We start from the raw sequence: 16186 nt of genomic DNA on the forward strand, positions 1-16186 counted from the left end.
GGAAGACCGCCGTTCAGGAGACCGCCGTTGAACCGCGTCATACCGGGCTTCCCGCTCGCGCTCGGCATCACCCTGTTCTATCTCAGCCTGATCGTGCTGCTGCCGCTCGGCGCGCTGATCTGGCAGGCGAGCGATGTCGGCCTCGCGCGCTATTTCACCATCATGAGCGGCGCGCGCACCTCGGCGGCCTTCCAGCTCACCCTCGTCACCGCCGCGCTCGCCACACTGTTCAACGCGATCTATGGGCTGGCGCTCGCCTGGGTGCTGGTGCGCTACGAATTTCCCGGCCGGCGCCTGCTCGACGCGCTGGTGGACGTGCCCTTCGCCCTGCCGACCGCCGTCGCGGGCCTCGCCCTCTCGGCGCTGTTCGTCAGCAATGGCTGGTTTGGCGCCCCGCTCGCCGCGCTCGGCATCAAGGTCGCCTACACCCCCATCGGCATCGCCGCCGCCATGGCCTTCACCTCCATCCCCTTCGTCGTGCGCACCGTGCAGCCGGTGCTGGAGGATCTCGCCGCCGATGTCGAGGAGGCCGCCGCGACGCTCGGCGCCTCGGACTGGCGCATCTTCGCCCGCATCATCTTCCCGGCGATCTTCCCCGCCTTCCTCACCGGCGCCTCGCTGGGCTTTGCCCGCTCGCTCGGCGAGTTCGGCGCCATCATCTTCATTGCCGGCAACCTGCCGATGAAGACCGAGGTGGTCTCGCTGCTGACCTTCATCCGCATCGAGGAATATGACTACCCGGCCGCCGCCGCCATCGCCGCCACGTTGCTGGCGCTCGCCTTCACCCTGCTGTTTCTCGTCAACATGATCCAGCTCTGGCAGCAGCGCCGCATCGGGACGGGAGACTGAGCATGAGCACCTCGCGCTCCAAGGCCTCTCCCGCCTCCGGCCGCATCCGCGTCGGCGACGGCCCGCTGACCCGCCGCCTGCTCATCGGCGCCGTGCTGGCGGTGACGGCGCTGGTTCTGGTCGCCCCGCTGCTCGCCATCTTCGCCGAGGCGTTCCGCCATGGCGTCGGGGCCTATGCCGCCTCCTTCGCCGATCCCTCGACGCGCTACGCCATCTGGCTCACCGTGCTCACCGCGCTGATCGTGGTGCCGATCAATGTGGCCTTCGGCATCGCCGCCGCCTGGGCCATCGCCAAGTTCCATTTCCCCGGCCGCAACCTCCTGGTGGCGCTGGTGGAACTGCCCTTCTCCATCTCGCCGATCATCGCCGGCGTCGCCTATCTCTTCGTCTATGGTGCGCAGGGCCTCTTGGGCCCGTGGCTGGAGGCGCATGATATCAAGATCATGTTCGCCATTCCCGCCATCATCCTGGCCAGCCTGTTCGTCACCGCGCCCTTCGTGGCGCGCGAGCTGATCCCGCTGATGATCGCGCAGGGCTCGGAAGAGGAGGAAGCGGCGGTGACGCTCGGCGCCGGCGGCTGGCGCATCCTGCGGCAGGTGACGCTGCCCAATGTGCGCTTCGCCCTGCTCTATGGCGCGGCGCTCTGCAATGCGCGGGTGATGGGCGAGTTCGGCGCGGTCTCGGTGGTCTCCGGCAATATTCGCGGCCAGACCAACACGCTGCCGCTGCAGATCGAGCTGCTCTATCAGGACAACAACGCCATCGCCGCCTTCGCCATCGCGACGATCCTCACCGCCGTGGCGCTGGTGACGCTGGTGGCCAAGGCGATCATCGAGCGACTCGACGCCCGCCGCGCCGCGCTCACCGGCGCCCCGACGCCCAAGGTCGCGGCGAAGGCAGGGCATTGAGGGCGGGGCATTAAGGGTGCGCGGGCGCCTGCCGTCCGTAACTGTCATCCCGGCCAAGCGTAGCGCAGAGCCGGGATCGTGGGCCGTTCTCGATCCGGGATGCGATCCCGGATCAGCCTTCGGCTGTCCGGGATGACAGAGGCGAACAGGGCGGGCTAAGTGCGCAGACCCCTCAACCTCAGCCCTTCAGCGCCTTCCAGACCAGCTCGGCGGCGGCGAGATCCTCGATGGCGGTGCCGACCGATTTGAACAGGGTGATCTCCTCCGCCCCACCACGACGCGGCGCCGTGCCGGCGGCGAGTTCGAACAGGTCGCCCTGAATGGCCTGCGGCGTCAGCACGCCGCTGGCCAGCGGGATGACGATGTCGCCGGCTTCCTTGCCCGCCCCGGCGCGGGTGTCGACATAGACCCGCGCCCGGCGGATGGCCTCGTCATCGGCCTCGCGCATGGTCGGCGTGAAGCCGCCGACGAGATCCACATGCTGGCCGGGCCGGAGATAGCGCCCCTCCACCAGCGGCGCGGCGGAGAGGGTGGCGGAACTCACAATGTCGGCGTCCGCGATGGCCGCGCCGCGATCGGCCTCGGCGCGGGCGTCGAACCCCTCGGTGCGCAGCGTGGCGGCCAGCGCGTCGGCGCGCTCCAGCGTGCGGTTCCAGATCGTCACCGTACGGATCGGCCGGACGCTCGCATGGGCGCGGGCGAGATAGGGCGCGAGCGCGCCGGCGCCGATGATGGTGAGCCGTGAGGCGTCCTCCCGCGCGAGATAACGCGCGGCGAGCGCCGAGGCGGCGGCGGTGCGCCAGACGGTGAGGGTGCGCCCGTCCATGACCGCGCGCGGCTCGCCGGTGGCGGCGGAGTTCAGCACATAGAGCCCGATCACGCTGTCGAGCCCGCGCGCATTATTGCCGGGAAAGACCGAGACGAGCTTGGTGCCCATCACGTCGTCTTCCGTGCCGTCGGCGCTCCAGGCCGGCATCAGCAGCAGCGTGCCGTCGCCGCCGGGGCGCTCGACATGGTGATGATGGCGCACCGGCGTGACGATGCGGCGCCGGAAGGCGTTGTCGAGCGCGTCGATCAGCGCGGGAAAGGTAAGGAGCCGGCCGATTTCCTCGGCCGAGACAAGGCGCAGCCCCTCCATCGCGGCGCGCTCAGGCGGCGCTGCGGCGGTCGGTCAGCGCCGGGCTGGCGGAACCGGAGGCGAGAGCGAGGCCTGCCGGACGCGCGGGCGCGGCGTTGCGGGCGGCAAGGCTGGCGCGCAGATCCTCCGCCTGCTGGGTGGCGCGGCGCGCCTCGCGCCCGTTGCGGCGGGCGGCGCGGCGGTAACGGCCCTGGTTGAGCCACACGCTGACCCCGCCGATCACCACGCCGAGGATCAGCGCGGCGAAGACGACGAGGAAGAGCGGGGCTTCCACCGTCCAGGCGCCACCGAAGGGATCCACCACCAGCCCGATCTTCTGCCGGTTGGCCACGGCGAGCATGACAAGCGCCACGGAGAGCGGCAGGAGGATGACGACCATCAGGATACGGCGCAGCACGGGGGCACTCCGGGAAGGTTGCGACAGGGCGTGTTACTCGAGATCGACGCCATCATTGAGGCGTTCGCGCATCTCCTTGCCCGTCTTGAAATAGGGCACCGCCTTGCCGTCGACAGCCACATGCGCGCCGGTGCGCGGGTTGCGGCCGGTGCGCGCCGGGCGCGCCTTGACGGAGAAGGCGCCGAAACCGCGCAGCTCGACCCGGTCGCCCCGCGCCAGTGCCGCAACGATCTCGTCGAGAATCGCGTTCACGATGTTCTCGACGTCACGCTGGTAGAGATGCGGATTGGCTTCAGCAATCCGCTGTACGAGTTCGGACTTAATCATCGACGCCCCGGCCCCTTGTTGTTTTCGGCTCGTCGGAAATCCAAAAACATCATATTTTGGAAAATCTTGGCCCCGTCTAGCCGCCGTGAGGGTGCCAGAGGGCCAACAGACCGTCAAGGCGGGCCTGCGCCGCTGCCTCACTTGCCGTGCGTAGCACCGTGGTCGCCAGTTCCTCAAGCCCGATCAGGGACATGGCGCCCACGACCATGCCCTTGAGCCAGCCGAACTCGTCGCCCGCGCGCTGGGTGCGCCAGGCGCGCACCGGCAGCTCCTTGGAGACGCCGCGCTCGCGGGCCAGCCAGTCGCGCGCGGTGCGCTCGTCGCCCACCTCGTCGATCAGCCGCAGCGGCAGCGCCTGATGGCCGGTGAACACCCGCCCGTCGGAAGCCTGCGCCAGCTTGTCACCCGTTATGAGCCGGCGCTCGGCCACCAACTCCTTGAACCAGCTGTACGAATCCTCGACCAGCGAACGCACGGCGGCGCGTGCATCCTCGCTCGGCGGGTCGAACATGTTCGGCGCGGCCTTGAGCGGGCTGGACTTGATCTCCTCATAGGAGATGCCGACCGTCTTCATCAGCTCGGCGAAATTCGGGAACTGGAAGATGACGCCGATCGAACCGACCAGCGAATTGCGCGGCGCGACGATGTGGTCGGCGCCCATGGCGGCGATATAGGCGCCGGAGGCCGCCATGCCGTCCACCACCGCGACCACCGGCTTCTTCGCGGCAAGCCGCCGCAGCCCGTCATAGAGCGCGGCCGAGCCGACCACCGTGCCGCCGGGGCTGTCGATGGAAAGGATCACCGCCCGCGCGCCGGAATTGCCGATCTCCTCCAGGAGTTCCAGCCGCTCGCGCTCATTGCGGATGATGCCGCCAATGGTCACCCGCGCCACATGCGGCTGGGAGCGCGGCAGGTAGTCACCATCGCTCCACCAGGCGAACAGGCCGACGCCGCCGCCGAGCAGCAGCAGGAAGGCGAAGATGCGCCAGGTCAGCAGTTTGCGGCGCAGCCGGCGCCGGGCGAGCAGCTCGTCCACCTCGATCGCGCCATAAGCCATCTTACCCGTCTCCGCCGGTCCATCCTCGGAAGCGACAGGGGTAAAGGCCGGCTCGCCCCCGCGCAAGGCGGCAAAAGTCGCGGGGGGTGACGCAGCGCCGGCGCGGCTCAGCCGGCGTGCTTGTCCAGAAACGCCTCGACGGGCAGCGCGCGGAAATCGTCCAGCGCCGCCCGCAGGCGGGCATGCTCCCAGTCCCACCAGCCGAGTGCCTGAAGACGTTCGCCGATGGCGGGGGCAAAGCGCGCCCGCACGGGCTTCGCGGGAACTCCGGCGACGATGGTGTAGGGCGCGACATCCTTGGTCACCACCGCGCCCGCCGCCACCACCGCGCCATCGCCAATGCTGCGGCCGGGCAGGATGATGGCGCCGTGGCCGATCCACACATCATGGCCGATGGTGACGCCATGGTCCCGGCGCCAGGCGAAGAACTCCGGCTCGTCGTCGGCATCCTCGAAATAGGCCGAGGCGCGGTAGGTGAAATGTGACTGGCTCGCCCGCTCCATCGGGTGGTTGCCCGGATTGATCCGGGTCATCGCGGCGATGGAGGTGAACTTGCCGATGCGCGCATAGGCGATGTCGGCATCGTTCACGACATAGGAATAGTCGCCGAGCGCCACTTCCAGCAGCTTGGTGCGCGGGCCCACCTCGGTGTAGCGCCCGAGCGTCGAGCGGATGACTTCCGCGGTGGGGTCGATGGATGGCGTGAGGCCGAGGCTTGCCATGGGTCAGTTCCCCAGCGGATAGCGGGCGATGAGGCGGAAGGCTCCGGTCTCCTGCCGGTAGAGGGCGATCTCGGAGACGATCAGCGGCCCGTCGCTGCCGGAGGCGGCGAACGCCTCCTCGAGTTCCGCCAGCGCCAGCGCCCGCTCGTCATCCTCCAGCGGGCCGGTCAGCGTCATGTGGAAGCGGAAATCGTCCAGCACATAGGGGTAGCCCCAACGGTCCAGATGGTCGCGCTGGCGCGGGGTGAGCGGGGCGCGCAGGCGCTTTTCCCGCTCGGCCTCGTTCATCGGCGCGCGGAAGTCGTCGAAGGCGGCGACCGCGCCGGCCGCCAGCCGGTCGAGCGCCGCGCAGTTCGAGGCGAGCTTCAGCGCGATGAAGCGGCTGATGGCGGAAACGCTGACCCCGGCGCAGGCAAAGCGCGTGCGCTCGGCGGCAAAGCGCGCGCAGGCCTCGCGCAGCTCGGCTTCCGTCCGGCCCTCGGCGAGGCGGAACGGCGCCTTCAGCGTGCCATGGAAGCCATAGCGGCGCGGCTCGCTGGTGATGTTGCGCCAGCGCGCCGCCTCAAAGCGGCGCAGCGGCGGGGGCGGCACATCCTGCCCGCTCTCCGCGTCATAACCGATGACGGCGGAGCCGAAGCGCCAGAGCGGCGAGGCCGCCGGAGGGGCGAAATAGACGGCGTAGCGGGCGGTGCTCATGCGCGTCAGAACACCCGCCGCCCGGCGCTGAACAATTCGCCCACCACCGGCGTGTCCTCGGCCATGCGAAAACGCACGAGATCGGCCCGCAGCCCCGGGGCCAGCCGGCCGCGATCCTCGAGCCGGGCGAGGCGGGCGGGCGCGGCGGTCACCAGCGCGAGCGCCGCCGGGATGGTGAGGCCGACCGTGCGGGTCAGCGCCATCGCCGCCTGCAACAGGCTCGCCGGCACATAATCGGAGGCGAGCGCGTCGAGCAGCCCTTCCGCCGCGAGGTCACGCATCGACACGCCGCCGGAATGCGAGCCGCCGCGCACCACATTGGGCGCCCCGCCAATGGTGGCCAGCCCCCCCGCATGCGCCGCGCGGGCGGCTTCCAGCGTGGTCGGGAATTCGGAAATGGTGCAGCCCGCCGCCAGCGCCTCGTCGACATGGGCCGGCGTGGTGTCGTCATGGCTCGACAGCACGATGCCGGAGGCGGCGAACAGCGCGACCATGCGGTCATAATTGCCGGCCACCGCGCCGCGCGCCCGCTCGATCCGGTCCGCCACCTCGCGGTCGAGATCGGCGCCGCCCTTGCCGATGCCGGAGAGATAGACCTTGAGATGCTCGACATTGCGCCATTGCCGCGTGCCGGGCGTGTGGTCCATCAGCGAGGCGAGCGCCAGCGTCGGGCGGCCGAGTGCGGCATCGACCAGTTCGGGCAGGCCGTGATCGGTCAGCTCGCAGCGCAGATGGATGCGGTGATCGACGCGGAACAGGCCGCGCGCGGTGCCCTCGTCCACGGCGTCCAGCATCACCTCATAGAGCGCGCGCCGGTCGGCCTTGGCCTGGTCGAAGCCACCGGCGCAGATCGCGTCGAACACGGTGGTGACGCCCGAGCCCGCCATCTGCGCGTCATGCGCCAGCGCGGCGGCGCGCTGATCCGGCCAGAAAACCTTGGGGCGCGGCACGAAATGGCCTTCGAGCGCGTCGGTATGCAGGTCAATGAGGCCGGGCGCGAGATAGTCGCCGCCGCAATCGACCGCGCCGGGAAGGCGTGAGGGGCCGTCGTCGATGGCGCGGATCACGCCGTCGGCGATCACCAGCGTGCCATCGACCAGCCGGTCTTCCAGCACGAGCCGGGCATGGGTCAGGACGGTCTCAGCCATGAACGGTCTCAACCATGACAGGTGCTCGCCGGTGCCGTGGGTGCGGGCCATCCCGGAGAGGGGGCCCGGCAAGGAGGGGATCGAAAGGCGCGTTCCATCGCCCGCCTCTCGCATGTTGGTGTGACGGTTCCATGAAGGGCGGGGCAGGGCAAGAGCGGTCGCGGTGGGTGGGCGCGCTCGGGGCGAGCCATCGCGCGGTGGCGTCATCCCGGAAGTCGTCGTCATCCCGGACGGCCGCAGGCCGAGCCGGGATCGCGTCCCGCCTCATTCTTCCGCCGATCCCGGCTCTGCGCTGCGCTTGGCCGGGATGACGGATTGTGGGGCGCGGGGGATTGACGTCGCCCCCGCACGCGCGCCCCCGTCAGCCGACGCTGAGCTCGACCGGGATGTTGCCGCGCGTGGCCTTGGAGTAGGGGCACATCTGGTGCGCGGCTTCCAGCACCTCGCGGGTCTCCTCCGGCGAGAGCGCGGGGGCCTTGAGCGAGAGCTTGGCGGCGAGGCTGTAGCCGTCATCGCCCTTCACCAGCGAGACCGCGACGGTGACGGCGGCGCCGGTCACGTCGAGCTTCTTCTGGTGGCCGACCGCCTCGACCGCCGAGCCGAAGCAGGCGGCGTAGCCGGTGGCGAAGAGGTGCTCGGGCGTCGTCTTGCCGGCTTCCAGCGTGCCGCCCTTGGGCATGCCGAGATCGACCGAGACGGAGCCGTCGCTGGTCTGCGAGTGGCCGTTGCGCCCGCCAATGGCGGTGGCGGTACCGGTGAACAGGACGGTGCCGGACATGGTGTTTCTCCTCGAATGCCGTTGCTGCGCCCAGCCTAGGACGCCCGTGTTGAAATGGTGCGACAGCGCCAAGGGGCAAGCCGTGGGCAAGCCGTGGGCAGGCGTGGCGGGCACGCGCTTTGCGCCGGCGCACGGCGTCGGGGCCGTTCGTCCTTTGTTCCTTTGCGCTTGCCCGCGGGCGGCGCAGGGCTTACCTGTCGAGGCGACCCCTCGCGTGAGCCGCCACCGGAACGCCCGCCATGCCGATCGCCATCTTGAAGGAGCGCGCCGTCGCCCGCATCGCCGGGGCGGACGCCGCGCATTTCCTCGACAATCTGCTGACCTCCCGCACGCCCGAGGCGCCGGGCGCGGCGCGCTATGCGGCGCTGTTGACGCCGCAGGGCAAGATCGTCGCTGACATGATCGTGCTGGCGACGGAGGGCGGCTTCCGGCTCGACGTGCCGCGGGCGGTTCTCCCGGACCTGCTGAAGCGGCTCCAGCTCTACCGCCTGCGCGCCAAGGTGGAGATCGGTCCGCTGGACGATCTCGCGGTCGCCGTGGCCTGGGGCGGGGCGACGCCGCTGGTCGACGCGCTCGCCTATGACGATCCGCGCCTGCCCGCGCTCGGCCGGCGCTTCCTGCTGCCGGCCGCCGAGGCGGCGCAGATCCAGATGGTGCCGGAGGAAAACTGGCAGGCCCACCGCATCGGCCTCGGCGTGCCGGAGGGCGGGCGCGACTTCCTCTATGGCGACGCCTTCCCGCATGAGGCGGATATGGACCAGCTCGGCGGCATCGACTTCGACAAGGGTTGCTATGTCGGGCAGGAGATCGTCAGCCGCATGCAGCATCGCGGCACGGCGCGCACCCGCATCATCCCCGTCGCGCTGTGCGGCGCGCCGCCCGCCGAGGGCACGCCGATCCTTGCCGGGGGCAAGACCATCGGCCGGCTCGGCTCGGGGGTGGAAGGGCGCGCCCTCGCCCTCGTCCGGCTCGACCGGCTGGAGGAAGCCCGCGCCGCCGGGCAGGTGGTGGAGGCCGATGGCGCCGCGCTCGTGCCGGAGCGGCCGGGCTGGGTGCGTTTCGCCATTCCGGGGACGGAGGATGCGGCGTGAGGGGGCATCATCATCCCGACGGCGTGACGCGCTGCGCCTGGTGCGGCACCGATCCGCTCTACATGGCCTATCACGACACCGAATGGGGCGTGCCGGAATATGACGACCGCGCTCTGTTCGAGAAGCTGATCCTCGACGGCTTCCAGGCCGGCCTCGCCTGGATCACCATCCTGCGCAAGCGCGAGGGGTTCCGCGCGGCGTTTGACGGGTTCAATCCCGAGATCATCGCCGGCTATGGGCCTGAGAAGGTCGAGGCGCTGATGCAGGACACCGGCATCGTGCGCAACCGCTCAAAGATCGTCTCCACCATCCGCTCGGCGCAGGTCTGGCTGGACATTCAGGAGCGCGGTCCGGGTTTTTCTGCCCTGCTCTGGGGCATCAACGGCCCGGTGCTCGACAATGCACGCCAGCCGGACGACCCGCCGCTCGTGACCTCGCCGGTGGCGCAGGCCATGTCGAAGGAGCTGAAGGCGCGCGGCTTCAATTTCGTCGGGCCGACCATCGTCTACGCCTTCATGCAGGCGGTCGGCATGGTCGACGACCATACGGTGACCTGCCACCGCCATGGCGCGCGGTCCTGAGGGGCATCGATGACGTCCCCCGGTACACCCGCCTGCGAAAGCAAGCCCGCCAAACCGCCGCGCTCGAAGCCCCCCCGCGTGTGGCAGCGCATGCTGTCCGGCCGCCGGCTCGATCTGCTCGATCCCTCGCCGCTCGACATCGAGATCGCCGACATCGCCCATGGCCTCGCCCGCGTCGCCCGCTGGAACGGGCAGACTTCGGGCGCGCACATCTTCTCGGTGGCGCAGCATTCGGTGCTGGTCGAGCTGATCGCCCGCCGGCAGGCGGCCGCGCGCGGGGTGAGCCTCGCCCCGCGCTGGCGGCTCGCGACGCTGCTGCACGACGCGCCGGAATATGTGGTCGGCGACATGATCAGCCCGTTCAAGGCGGTGCTGGGCGGCGATTACAAGGAGGTGGAGGCGCGCCTCCTCGCCGCCGTCAGCCTGCGCTTCGGCCTGCCCGCGCGCTGGCCGGCGGCGCTGGTCAAGCGGGTGAAGGACGCCGACCGCGCCAGCGCCTTTCTGGAAGCCACCCGCCTCGCCGGCTTCGCGGTAACGGAGGCGCGCGCCTTCTTCGGCGCGCCCTGCCCGCTCGACCCGGCGACGGAGAGGGATTATCTCACCCCCTGGAGCGCCGGTGAGGCCAGCGCGCGCTTCCTCGCCCGCTTCCATGAGCTGGAGGCCGAGGCGGGCGCCTGTCCGCCCACCGCCGCCGCGCCTGATCTTCGGAGCCCGTTATGATCCATGTCTGCCCGCTCTCGCGCCTTGCCGAGACCGTCGAGCGCACCGGCGCCGAGCATGTGCTGAGCGTCATCAATGTCGCCACGCCCGTCGCCCTTCCGGCGCGCGTGATGGCCGACAATCATCTCTTCGTCGGCTTCAACGACATCCTTGCCCCTCAGGAGGGGCTGATCCACCCCTCCGATGAGCACGTCGCGGCGATCCTCGGCTTTGCCCGAAGCTGGCCGCGCCGCGCGCCGCTGGTGGTGCATTGCTATCTCGGCGTCAGCCGCTCGACCGCCGCGGCCTATATCGCCGCCTGCGCGCTGGCGCCCGAGCGCGACGAGGCGGAGATCGCGCAGGAGCTGCGCGCCGCCTCGCCCATCGCCACGCCGAACGCGCTGCTGGTGTCGCTGGCCGACGCCGCGCTCGGCCGGCAGGGCCGCATGAGCGCCGCGATCAAAGCCATCGGTCGCGGCAAGGAGGCGATGGAGAACGAGCCGTTCGAGCTGCGGCTGGGGTAGGCACGCCTCTGCGGCGCGCGATCCCGGATCGGCCTGCGGCCGTCCGGGATAACGACCTCACCCCATCCCCGCCGTCATCCCGGCCGAGCACAGCGAGAGCCGGGATCGCTCTCCGCGTTCAGTGGTGCTGGCACCGGCTTTTCGGCCCGCGATCCCGGATCGGCCCTCGGCCGTCCGGGATGACGTGCATGCCGGCGCGTGACCCTCAGCTCAGCGCGCCGCCGGTTGCCGGCAGCACCACCACGCGCGAGCCGGTGGGCACACGGCGGTACAGGTCGATAATGTCCTGATTGATGAAGCGGATGCAGCCGGAGGACACCATGGTGCCGATGGTCAGCGGCTCCGTCGTGCCGTGCAGGCGGTAATAGGTGTCGCGCCCGTTCTTGTAGAGATAGAGCGCGCGCGGCCCCAGCGGATTGTCCGGTCCGCCGGGCAGGCCGCCGGCATAGGGGCCATAGCGCTCCGGCTCGCGGGCGATCATGTCGGGGGTGGGCGTCCAGCGCGGCCATTCGGCCTTGCGGGCGATGATGCCCTCGCCGCGGAAATTGAAGCCTTCCTGCCGGCCGACACCGACGCCGTAGCGCAGCGCCCGGCCATTGGCCATGACGAGATAGGCGAAGCGCTCATTGGGATCGACCACGATCGTGCCCGGCTGGTAGGGCGAGTTGTAGGCCACTTCCTGGCGCAGGAAGCGCGGGTCGATCTGGCTGATGTCGACCGCCGGAATCGGGAACGGCTCGTCGGTGACCGCCCCGTACATCCGCACATATTGCGGGTCGAGCGCGGGCGGCAGCATCTGGCTGACGCGGGGGCTTCCCGTCGTGGTGCAGCCGGCGAGGGCGACAGGGGCGGCAAGCAGAAACAGGCGACGGTCAATGAGCATGGGGGAACGCAACCGGGAATGGGACAGCAGGTCTCCCCTATACTCCCCACCCCTTGCTTTGCTCCTAATCCGGGCTTCACGGTGGCGTTATGCGCCGGATTCCCCGCCCCCCTGTGGCGCCAGCGCCGCACTTGGCGGGCCATTCCGCCGTGTCCCGGCACGCGAGCGGTAGGCTGATCCCGTCGAGGCCCGCGCGGCGGTCCTGTGCGGCGGTGGCGGCTCCCTGCCGGGCGTGGCGTGCCCTCAGATTCCCGCCGCGCCGCCATCCGCACGCGGGTCGTGCGTGCCTTCAAAACCGCGCTTGGCGGGGTGGATGACCACGGCGCCGGCGTGGCCAAAGCTGTCGGCCTCGGCGGCGCCGAGCATTTCCACCTCATGGCCGGCGCGCTCCAGCCGTTCGGCGAGGGCGCCGTCAAAGCCGTCCTCGAGCTTCAGCGTGGTGGAGGGCGAACCCCAGCTACGCCCGAGCAGCCAGCGCGGGCGGGCCACCGCGTCGCCGAGCGGCACGCCGTGGAGGGCGTAGCGGCTCATCACCGCCGCATTGGTCTGCGGCTGGCCTTCCCCGCCCATGCAGCCAAAGGCGACGAGCCGACCGTCCGCCAGCTCGGTCATGCCGGGGTTGAGCGTGTGGAAGGGGCGCCGGCCCGGCTCCAGCGGGTTCAACGCCTTGGGATCCAGCGAGAAGCTGGTGCCGCGATTCTGCATGAGCACGCCGGTGCCCGGCAGGACGAGGCCGGAGCCGAACTCCCAGTAGATCGACTGGATGTAGGAGACGAGCGTGCCGTGCCGGTCGGCGGCGCCGAGCCAGATCGTGTCGCCGGGCGCCGCCTTGTGCGGCCAGGGCAAGGCGCGGCCCATGTCGATGGCGGCGACCTCGCGCTCCAGAGCGAGAGCGGTGAGGAACTCCGCCGGCTCCTCCTTCACGCGGTTGAAATCCGTCACTACACGGTCGCGGATGAGGAAGGCGCGCTTGGTCGCCTCGATCAGCCCGTGGACATGGGCGAAGCTCTCCGGCTCCTTCACGCCTAGTTTGGCGAACAAAGCGAGGATCATCAGCGTCGCCAGCCCCTGCGTCGGCGGCGGCGAGCCCCAGAGCCGCAGCGTGGGCAGGGTGACGGTGAGCGGTGGGCGGCGCACCGCCTCATAGCCGTCGAGATCCTCGCGCGTCACCGGGCTGCCGGCGTGGTCGAGATCCGCCGCCAGCTCGCGGGCGACGTCGCCGCGGTAGAAATCGCTGAGACCCGCCCGGCCGAGCTGCTCCAGCGTGTCGGCGAGGCGCGTCTGGCGCAGCAGGGTGCCGATGGCGGGCGCCTCGCCCGTCTCATCGAGGAAGGTGGCGGCAAAGCCCGGCACGGGGGCGAGCTCGGCCTTTTTCTGCGCGGTGTGCCGGTGCTGCGAGGCGGAGACCGGCGCGCCGGCGCGGGCATGGGCGATGGCGGCTTCCAGAAGGCGGCGCACCGGCATCTTGCCGCCGAGCGCGGTGGCAATCTCGCCGGCGAGCTTCCAGCCGCCGACCTGGCCGGGCACGGTGAGCGCGGCCAGCGCCCCGCGCGTCGGCAGCTCGTCATAGCCGCGCTCGCGGTAGAAGGCCGGGGTCGCCTTCGCCCCCGCCGGGCCGGCCGCCTCGATATAGGCGACGCGGCCCTTGGCGTCGCGGATCAGCCAGAAGCCGTCGCCGCCGAGATGATTCATATGCGGGTAGACCACCGCGATGGCGGCGGCGGCGGCGAGCGCGGCCTCGATGGCGTTGCCGCCCTCTTCCAGCACCGCGCGGCCGGCCTCGGTGGCCAGATGATGCGGGCTTGCCACCATGCCGGCGCCCGCGCGCACGCTCTCATGAACGGAACCGTGACCCATGGCGTCGCCCCCCGCGGCAGGCCCCGCTTGACCCGCGCGCCGTGGCATAGCAGTTTGCCGGCCGCCGAATAAGACGGAACATGATGATGAGCACGGGCCGACGCATCCGCTGGGACAATGTGAGCACGGTGCTGAGCGCCGCGATCCTGCTCGGCGCCGAACTCATCGGCGCGGGCCTCGCCGCCGGCTGGGCGATCGCCGCCCTGTTCAATGCGAGCTGGATGGTGGAGCTGGCCTTCGAGGGCGCCTTCGCCCTGCTCGCCCTCTACGGCATCTACCGCTTCGTGATGAAGGCCAAGTCGGTCGAACCCTTCGTCGAGGGCTAGGCCTTCGAAGGCTAGGGCTTTAGAGGGCTGACGGCTCCCCCGCCGACCGCCGCATGAGAAATGGCCGGGTTTCCCCGGCCATTTGCTTGTTCGATCAGCGCACCAGCACGTTGCGGAACTGCCAGGGATCGCTCTCGTCGATATCCTCCGGGAACAGGCCGGGGCGGCCGACCAGCGGGTTCCAGTCGGTGTAATAGCCCTTCACCGTGCCGAGATAGGGCTTCTGGATCTGAAGGCAGCGCCGGTAGTCCATCTCGTCGGTCTCGACGATCCCCGCCTCCGGGTTCTCCAGCGCCCACACCATGCCCGCCAGCACGGCGGAGGTGACCTGCAGGCCCGTCGCGGTCTGGTAGGGCGCCAGCGCGCGGGCTTCCTCGATGGTGAGCTGCGAGCCGTACCAATAGGCGTTCCTGGCGTGGCCATAGAGCAGCACGCCGAGCTCGTCGCGCCCGTCGACGATCTCGTTCTCGGTCAGGATCGACCACTCGCCGGAGAACTTGCCCTCATTGCCGAACATCTCGTGCCAGGACAGCAGGGCGTCGTTGCAGGGGTGGTAGGCGTAGTGGCAGGTCGGCCGGTAGGCGACCTGCGCGCCGTTGCGCACGGTGAAATAGTCGGCGATCGAGATCGACTCGTTGTGCGTGACGAGGAAGCCGTGCTGCGCCCCGAGGCTCGGGCACCAGGTGCGCACCTTGGTCGCCGCGCCTGGCTGCATCAGATAGATCGCCGCGCCGGAGCCGAAATTATGGGTGAAGCCGTTCGCCGGCATCCAGCCCTCATGCGTGCCCCAGCCGAGCTCGGCCGGCTGCAGCCCTTCGGAAATGAAGCCCTCGACCGACCAGGTGTTGACGAAGGTGCCGAAATCGCGCGGGTCGCGCGCGCGCTGGGTGTCGCGCTCGGCGATGTGGATGCCCTTGACGCCGGCGCGGTGCATCAGCGCCGCCCAGCCCTCGCGCGTGGTCGGCTCCTCGAAATCGAGCGCGGTCTCGGTGGCGATGTCGATCAGCGCCTGCTTGACGAACCAGGACACCATGCCGGGATTGGCGCCGCAGCAGGAGATCGCGGTCGGCCCGCCCGGATTGGCGCGCTTGGCCTTGAGCATGGATTCGCGCAGCGCGTAGTTGGAGCGGCTGGCGGGGGTGGCGTCCTTGTCGAAATAGAAGCCGAGCCAGGGCTCGACCACCGTGTCGATATAGAGCGCGCCGCATTCGCGGGCGAAACTCATCAGATCGACCGAGCCGGTATCGACCGACAGGTTGATGACGAAGCCGCGCCCGCCGGCGGTCAGCAGCGGGCCGAGCACCTCGCGGTAGTTTTCGCGGGTGATGGCAAGCTGCAGGAAGCGGATGCCGCGTTCATCGAGCAGGTTGCGGTGGTCGTCCACCGGGTCGATGACGGTGAGGCTTTCCTTGTCGAAATCGAAATGCCGCTCCAGCAGCGGCAGCGTGCCTCGGCCGATCGAGCCGAAGCCGATCATCACGATGGGACCATCGATTTTTCCATAGACCGGCCATACCGACATTCTCGGGGGGACTCCTTTTGTTTCAACGGGTCAGAAGATGCGGGCGCACCATGGGGATCGCAGCCTGCCGCGTCAATGGTGACGCCCGCGTGACGGGGAACGGTCGGGTTGCCGATGAAACACGGGCGGTGGCATGAGGGGTCGCCCAGGCCGATCTCGGTTGCACGGGAGGCTGCCACAAGAACCACGTCATGGCCGGGCTTGGCCCGGCCATCCATGACTTTCAGCGGGCGTCACAGGCAAGTCGTGGATGCCCGGCCCAAGGCCGGGCATGACGGTGCGTGGGGTGGGGAGTCCAGTGCCTTCATGCAGTCTGCGTCGCGGTGCCGATCTTGCGCGGGTATGGGCCAGCTGCCACGCTCCGTCCATGAAGGGCGGCTTCGTCTATCTCCTCACCAACCGGCCGAACGGGACGCTTTATGTCGGCGTGACGTCGGACGTTGTCCGCCGCGTCTGGGAGCACCGGGAAGGCGTGGTCGATGGCTTCACCAAGCGGCACGGTCTGAAGCGGTTGGTCTATGTCGAGGCGCATGACGACATCGTGCTGGCGATTACGCGCGAGAAGGCCATCAAGCATTGGCCGCGCGCATGGAAAGTCCGGCTTGTTCACGCGGCCAACCCGGAATGGCGTGACCTTTACGACGAGATCGCGCGTTGATGGAGGCGACCCGCTAGAACCACGT

General features: G+C 69.9%; 19 protein-coding genes. 8 read left to right on the top strand and 11 right to left on the bottom strand.

The window, feature by feature from the left end; genetic code table 11:
- Positions 1-27: 27 nt before the first annotated feature.
- Entirely contained in the window at positions 28-849 is an 822-nt protein-coding gene (cysT, locus tag AncyloWKF20_RS16625; RefSeq protein ID WP_279315096.1) for a sulfate ABC transporter permease subunit CysT, read from the top strand.
- 2 nt (positions 850-851) lie between these two features.
- On the top strand, positions 852-1757 hold the full coding sequence (gene cysW, locus AncyloWKF20_RS16630) for a sulfate ABC transporter permease subunit CysW (RefSeq protein WP_279315097.1): 906 nt from the start codon (positions 852-854) through the stop codon (positions 1755-1757).
- A gap of 178 nt (positions 1758-1935) precedes the next feature.
- Here the strand turns inward: cysW and AncyloWKF20_RS16635 are convergent, their stop codons facing one another.
- The 8 genes from AncyloWKF20_RS16635 to AncyloWKF20_RS16670 form a co-directional block, all read right to left on the bottom strand.
- A complete protein-coding gene (locus tag AncyloWKF20_RS16635; protein ID WP_279315098.1) occupies positions 1936-2895 on the bottom strand; it encodes an ornithine cyclodeaminase family protein in 960 nt (319 codons plus the stop codon).
- Positions 2896-2905: 10 nt separating this feature from the next.
- Positions 2906-3292, bottom strand: coding sequence for a LapA family protein (locus AncyloWKF20_RS16640; protein WP_267584392.1), 387 nt, complete (start codon positions 3290-3292; stop codon positions 2906-2908).
- Between the two features lie 33 nt (positions 3293-3325).
- Positions 3326-3619, bottom strand: coding sequence for an integration host factor subunit beta (gene ihfB, locus AncyloWKF20_RS16645; RefSeq protein WP_183188827.1), 294 nt, complete (start codon positions 3617-3619; stop codon positions 3326-3328).
- A 76-nt stretch (positions 3620-3695) separates the two neighbouring features.
- Positions 3696-4676: a signal peptide peptidase SppA gene (gene sppA / locus AncyloWKF20_RS16650; RefSeq protein WP_279315099.1), complete on the bottom strand. Its 981-nt coding sequence runs from the start codon at positions 4674-4676 to the stop codon at positions 3696-3698.
- 107 nt (positions 4677-4783) lie between these two features.
- Entirely contained in the window at positions 4784-5398 is a 615-nt protein-coding gene (locus AncyloWKF20_RS16655; protein WP_279315100.1) for a DapH/DapD/GlmU-related protein, read from the bottom strand.
- Positions 5399-5401: 3 nt separating this feature from the next.
- Positions 5402-6094, bottom strand: a complete 693-nt coding sequence (locus tag AncyloWKF20_RS16660; RefSeq protein ID WP_279315101.1) for a DUF1045 domain-containing protein — start codon at positions 6092-6094, stop codon at positions 5402-5404.
- 5 nt (positions 6095-6099) lie between these two features.
- Entirely contained in the window at positions 6100-7242 is a 1143-nt protein-coding gene (locus tag AncyloWKF20_RS16665; RefSeq protein ID WP_279315102.1) for an alpha-D-ribose 1-methylphosphonate 5-triphosphate diphosphatase, read from the bottom strand.
- 361 nt (positions 7243-7603) lie between these two features.
- Positions 7604-8020, bottom strand: coding sequence for an Ohr family peroxiredoxin (locus AncyloWKF20_RS16670; RefSeq protein WP_267584387.1), 417 nt, complete (start codon positions 8018-8020; stop codon positions 7604-7606).
- Between the two features lie 239 nt (positions 8021-8259).
- Between AncyloWKF20_RS16670 and AncyloWKF20_RS16675 the strand changes: the two genes are divergently transcribed.
- From AncyloWKF20_RS16675 to AncyloWKF20_RS16690, 4 genes are read left to right on the top strand one after another with little or no spacing between them, the layout of a single operon-like run.
- Positions 8260-9111, top strand: coding sequence for a folate-binding protein (locus AncyloWKF20_RS16675; RefSeq protein ID WP_279315103.1), 852 nt, complete (start codon positions 8260-8262; stop codon positions 9109-9111).
- Positions 9108-9692 carry a DNA-3-methyladenine glycosylase I gene (locus tag AncyloWKF20_RS16680; protein ID WP_279315104.1) on the top strand — a complete coding sequence of 195 codons (585 nt, stop codon included), beginning with the start codon at positions 9108-9110 and terminating at the stop codon, positions 9690-9692. The genes AncyloWKF20_RS16675 and AncyloWKF20_RS16680 overlap by 4 nt, the downstream gene beginning before the upstream one ends.
- Before the next feature lie 9 nt (positions 9693-9701).
- The gene (locus tag AncyloWKF20_RS16685) at positions 9702-10412 is read left to right on the top strand and encodes an HD family hydrolase (RefSeq protein ID WP_279315105.1); all 711 of its coding nucleotides are present in this window, start codon (positions 9702-9704) and stop codon (positions 10410-10412) included.
- Positions 10409-10915 (top strand): protein tyrosine phosphatase, encoded by a 507-nt coding sequence (locus AncyloWKF20_RS16690; protein ID WP_279315106.1) that lies wholly within the window; start codon positions 10409-10411, stop codon positions 10913-10915. The genes AncyloWKF20_RS16685 and AncyloWKF20_RS16690 overlap by 4 nt, the downstream gene beginning before the upstream one ends.
- A gap of 205 nt (positions 10916-11120) precedes the next feature.
- On the opposite strand, the gene AncyloWKF20_RS16695 is transcribed toward AncyloWKF20_RS16690, so the two are convergent.
- The gene (locus tag AncyloWKF20_RS16695; protein WP_279315107.1) at positions 11121-11798 is read right to left on the bottom strand and encodes a L,D-transpeptidase; all 678 of its coding nucleotides are present in this window, start codon (positions 11796-11798) and stop codon (positions 11121-11123) included.
- A gap of 243 nt (positions 11799-12041) precedes the next feature.
- Positions 12042-13655 (bottom strand): gamma-glutamyltransferase, encoded by a 1614-nt coding sequence (locus AncyloWKF20_RS16700; protein ID WP_279315108.1) that lies wholly within the window; start codon positions 13653-13655, stop codon positions 12042-12044.
- Positions 13656-13741: 86 nt separating this feature from the next.
- Here AncyloWKF20_RS16700 and AncyloWKF20_RS16705 point away from each other — a divergent pair, with 86 nt between their 5' ends.
- Entirely contained in the window at positions 13742-13981 is a 240-nt protein-coding gene (locus AncyloWKF20_RS16705) for a hypothetical protein (RefSeq protein WP_279318007.1), read from the top strand.
- Between the two features lie 94 nt (positions 13982-14075).
- Here the strand turns inward: AncyloWKF20_RS16705 and AncyloWKF20_RS16710 are convergent, their stop codons facing one another.
- Positions 14076-15503 (bottom strand): homospermidine synthase, encoded by a 1428-nt coding sequence (locus AncyloWKF20_RS16710; protein ID WP_279315109.1) that lies wholly within the window; start codon positions 15501-15503, stop codon positions 14076-14078.
- Positions 15504-15870: 367 nt separating this feature from the next.
- On the opposite strand from AncyloWKF20_RS16710, the gene AncyloWKF20_RS16715 reads away from it, so the two are divergent.
- Complete coding sequence (locus AncyloWKF20_RS16715) at positions 15871-16161, top strand: GIY-YIG nuclease family protein (RefSeq protein ID WP_279315110.1); 291 nt, start codon at positions 15871-15873, stop codon at positions 16159-16161.
- Positions 16162-16186: the final 25 nt, after the last annotated feature.

Source organism: Ancylobacter sp. WKF20, from assembly GCF_029760895.1.
Lineage (GTDB): Bacteria > Pseudomonadota > Alphaproteobacteria > Rhizobiales > Xanthobacteraceae > Ancylobacter.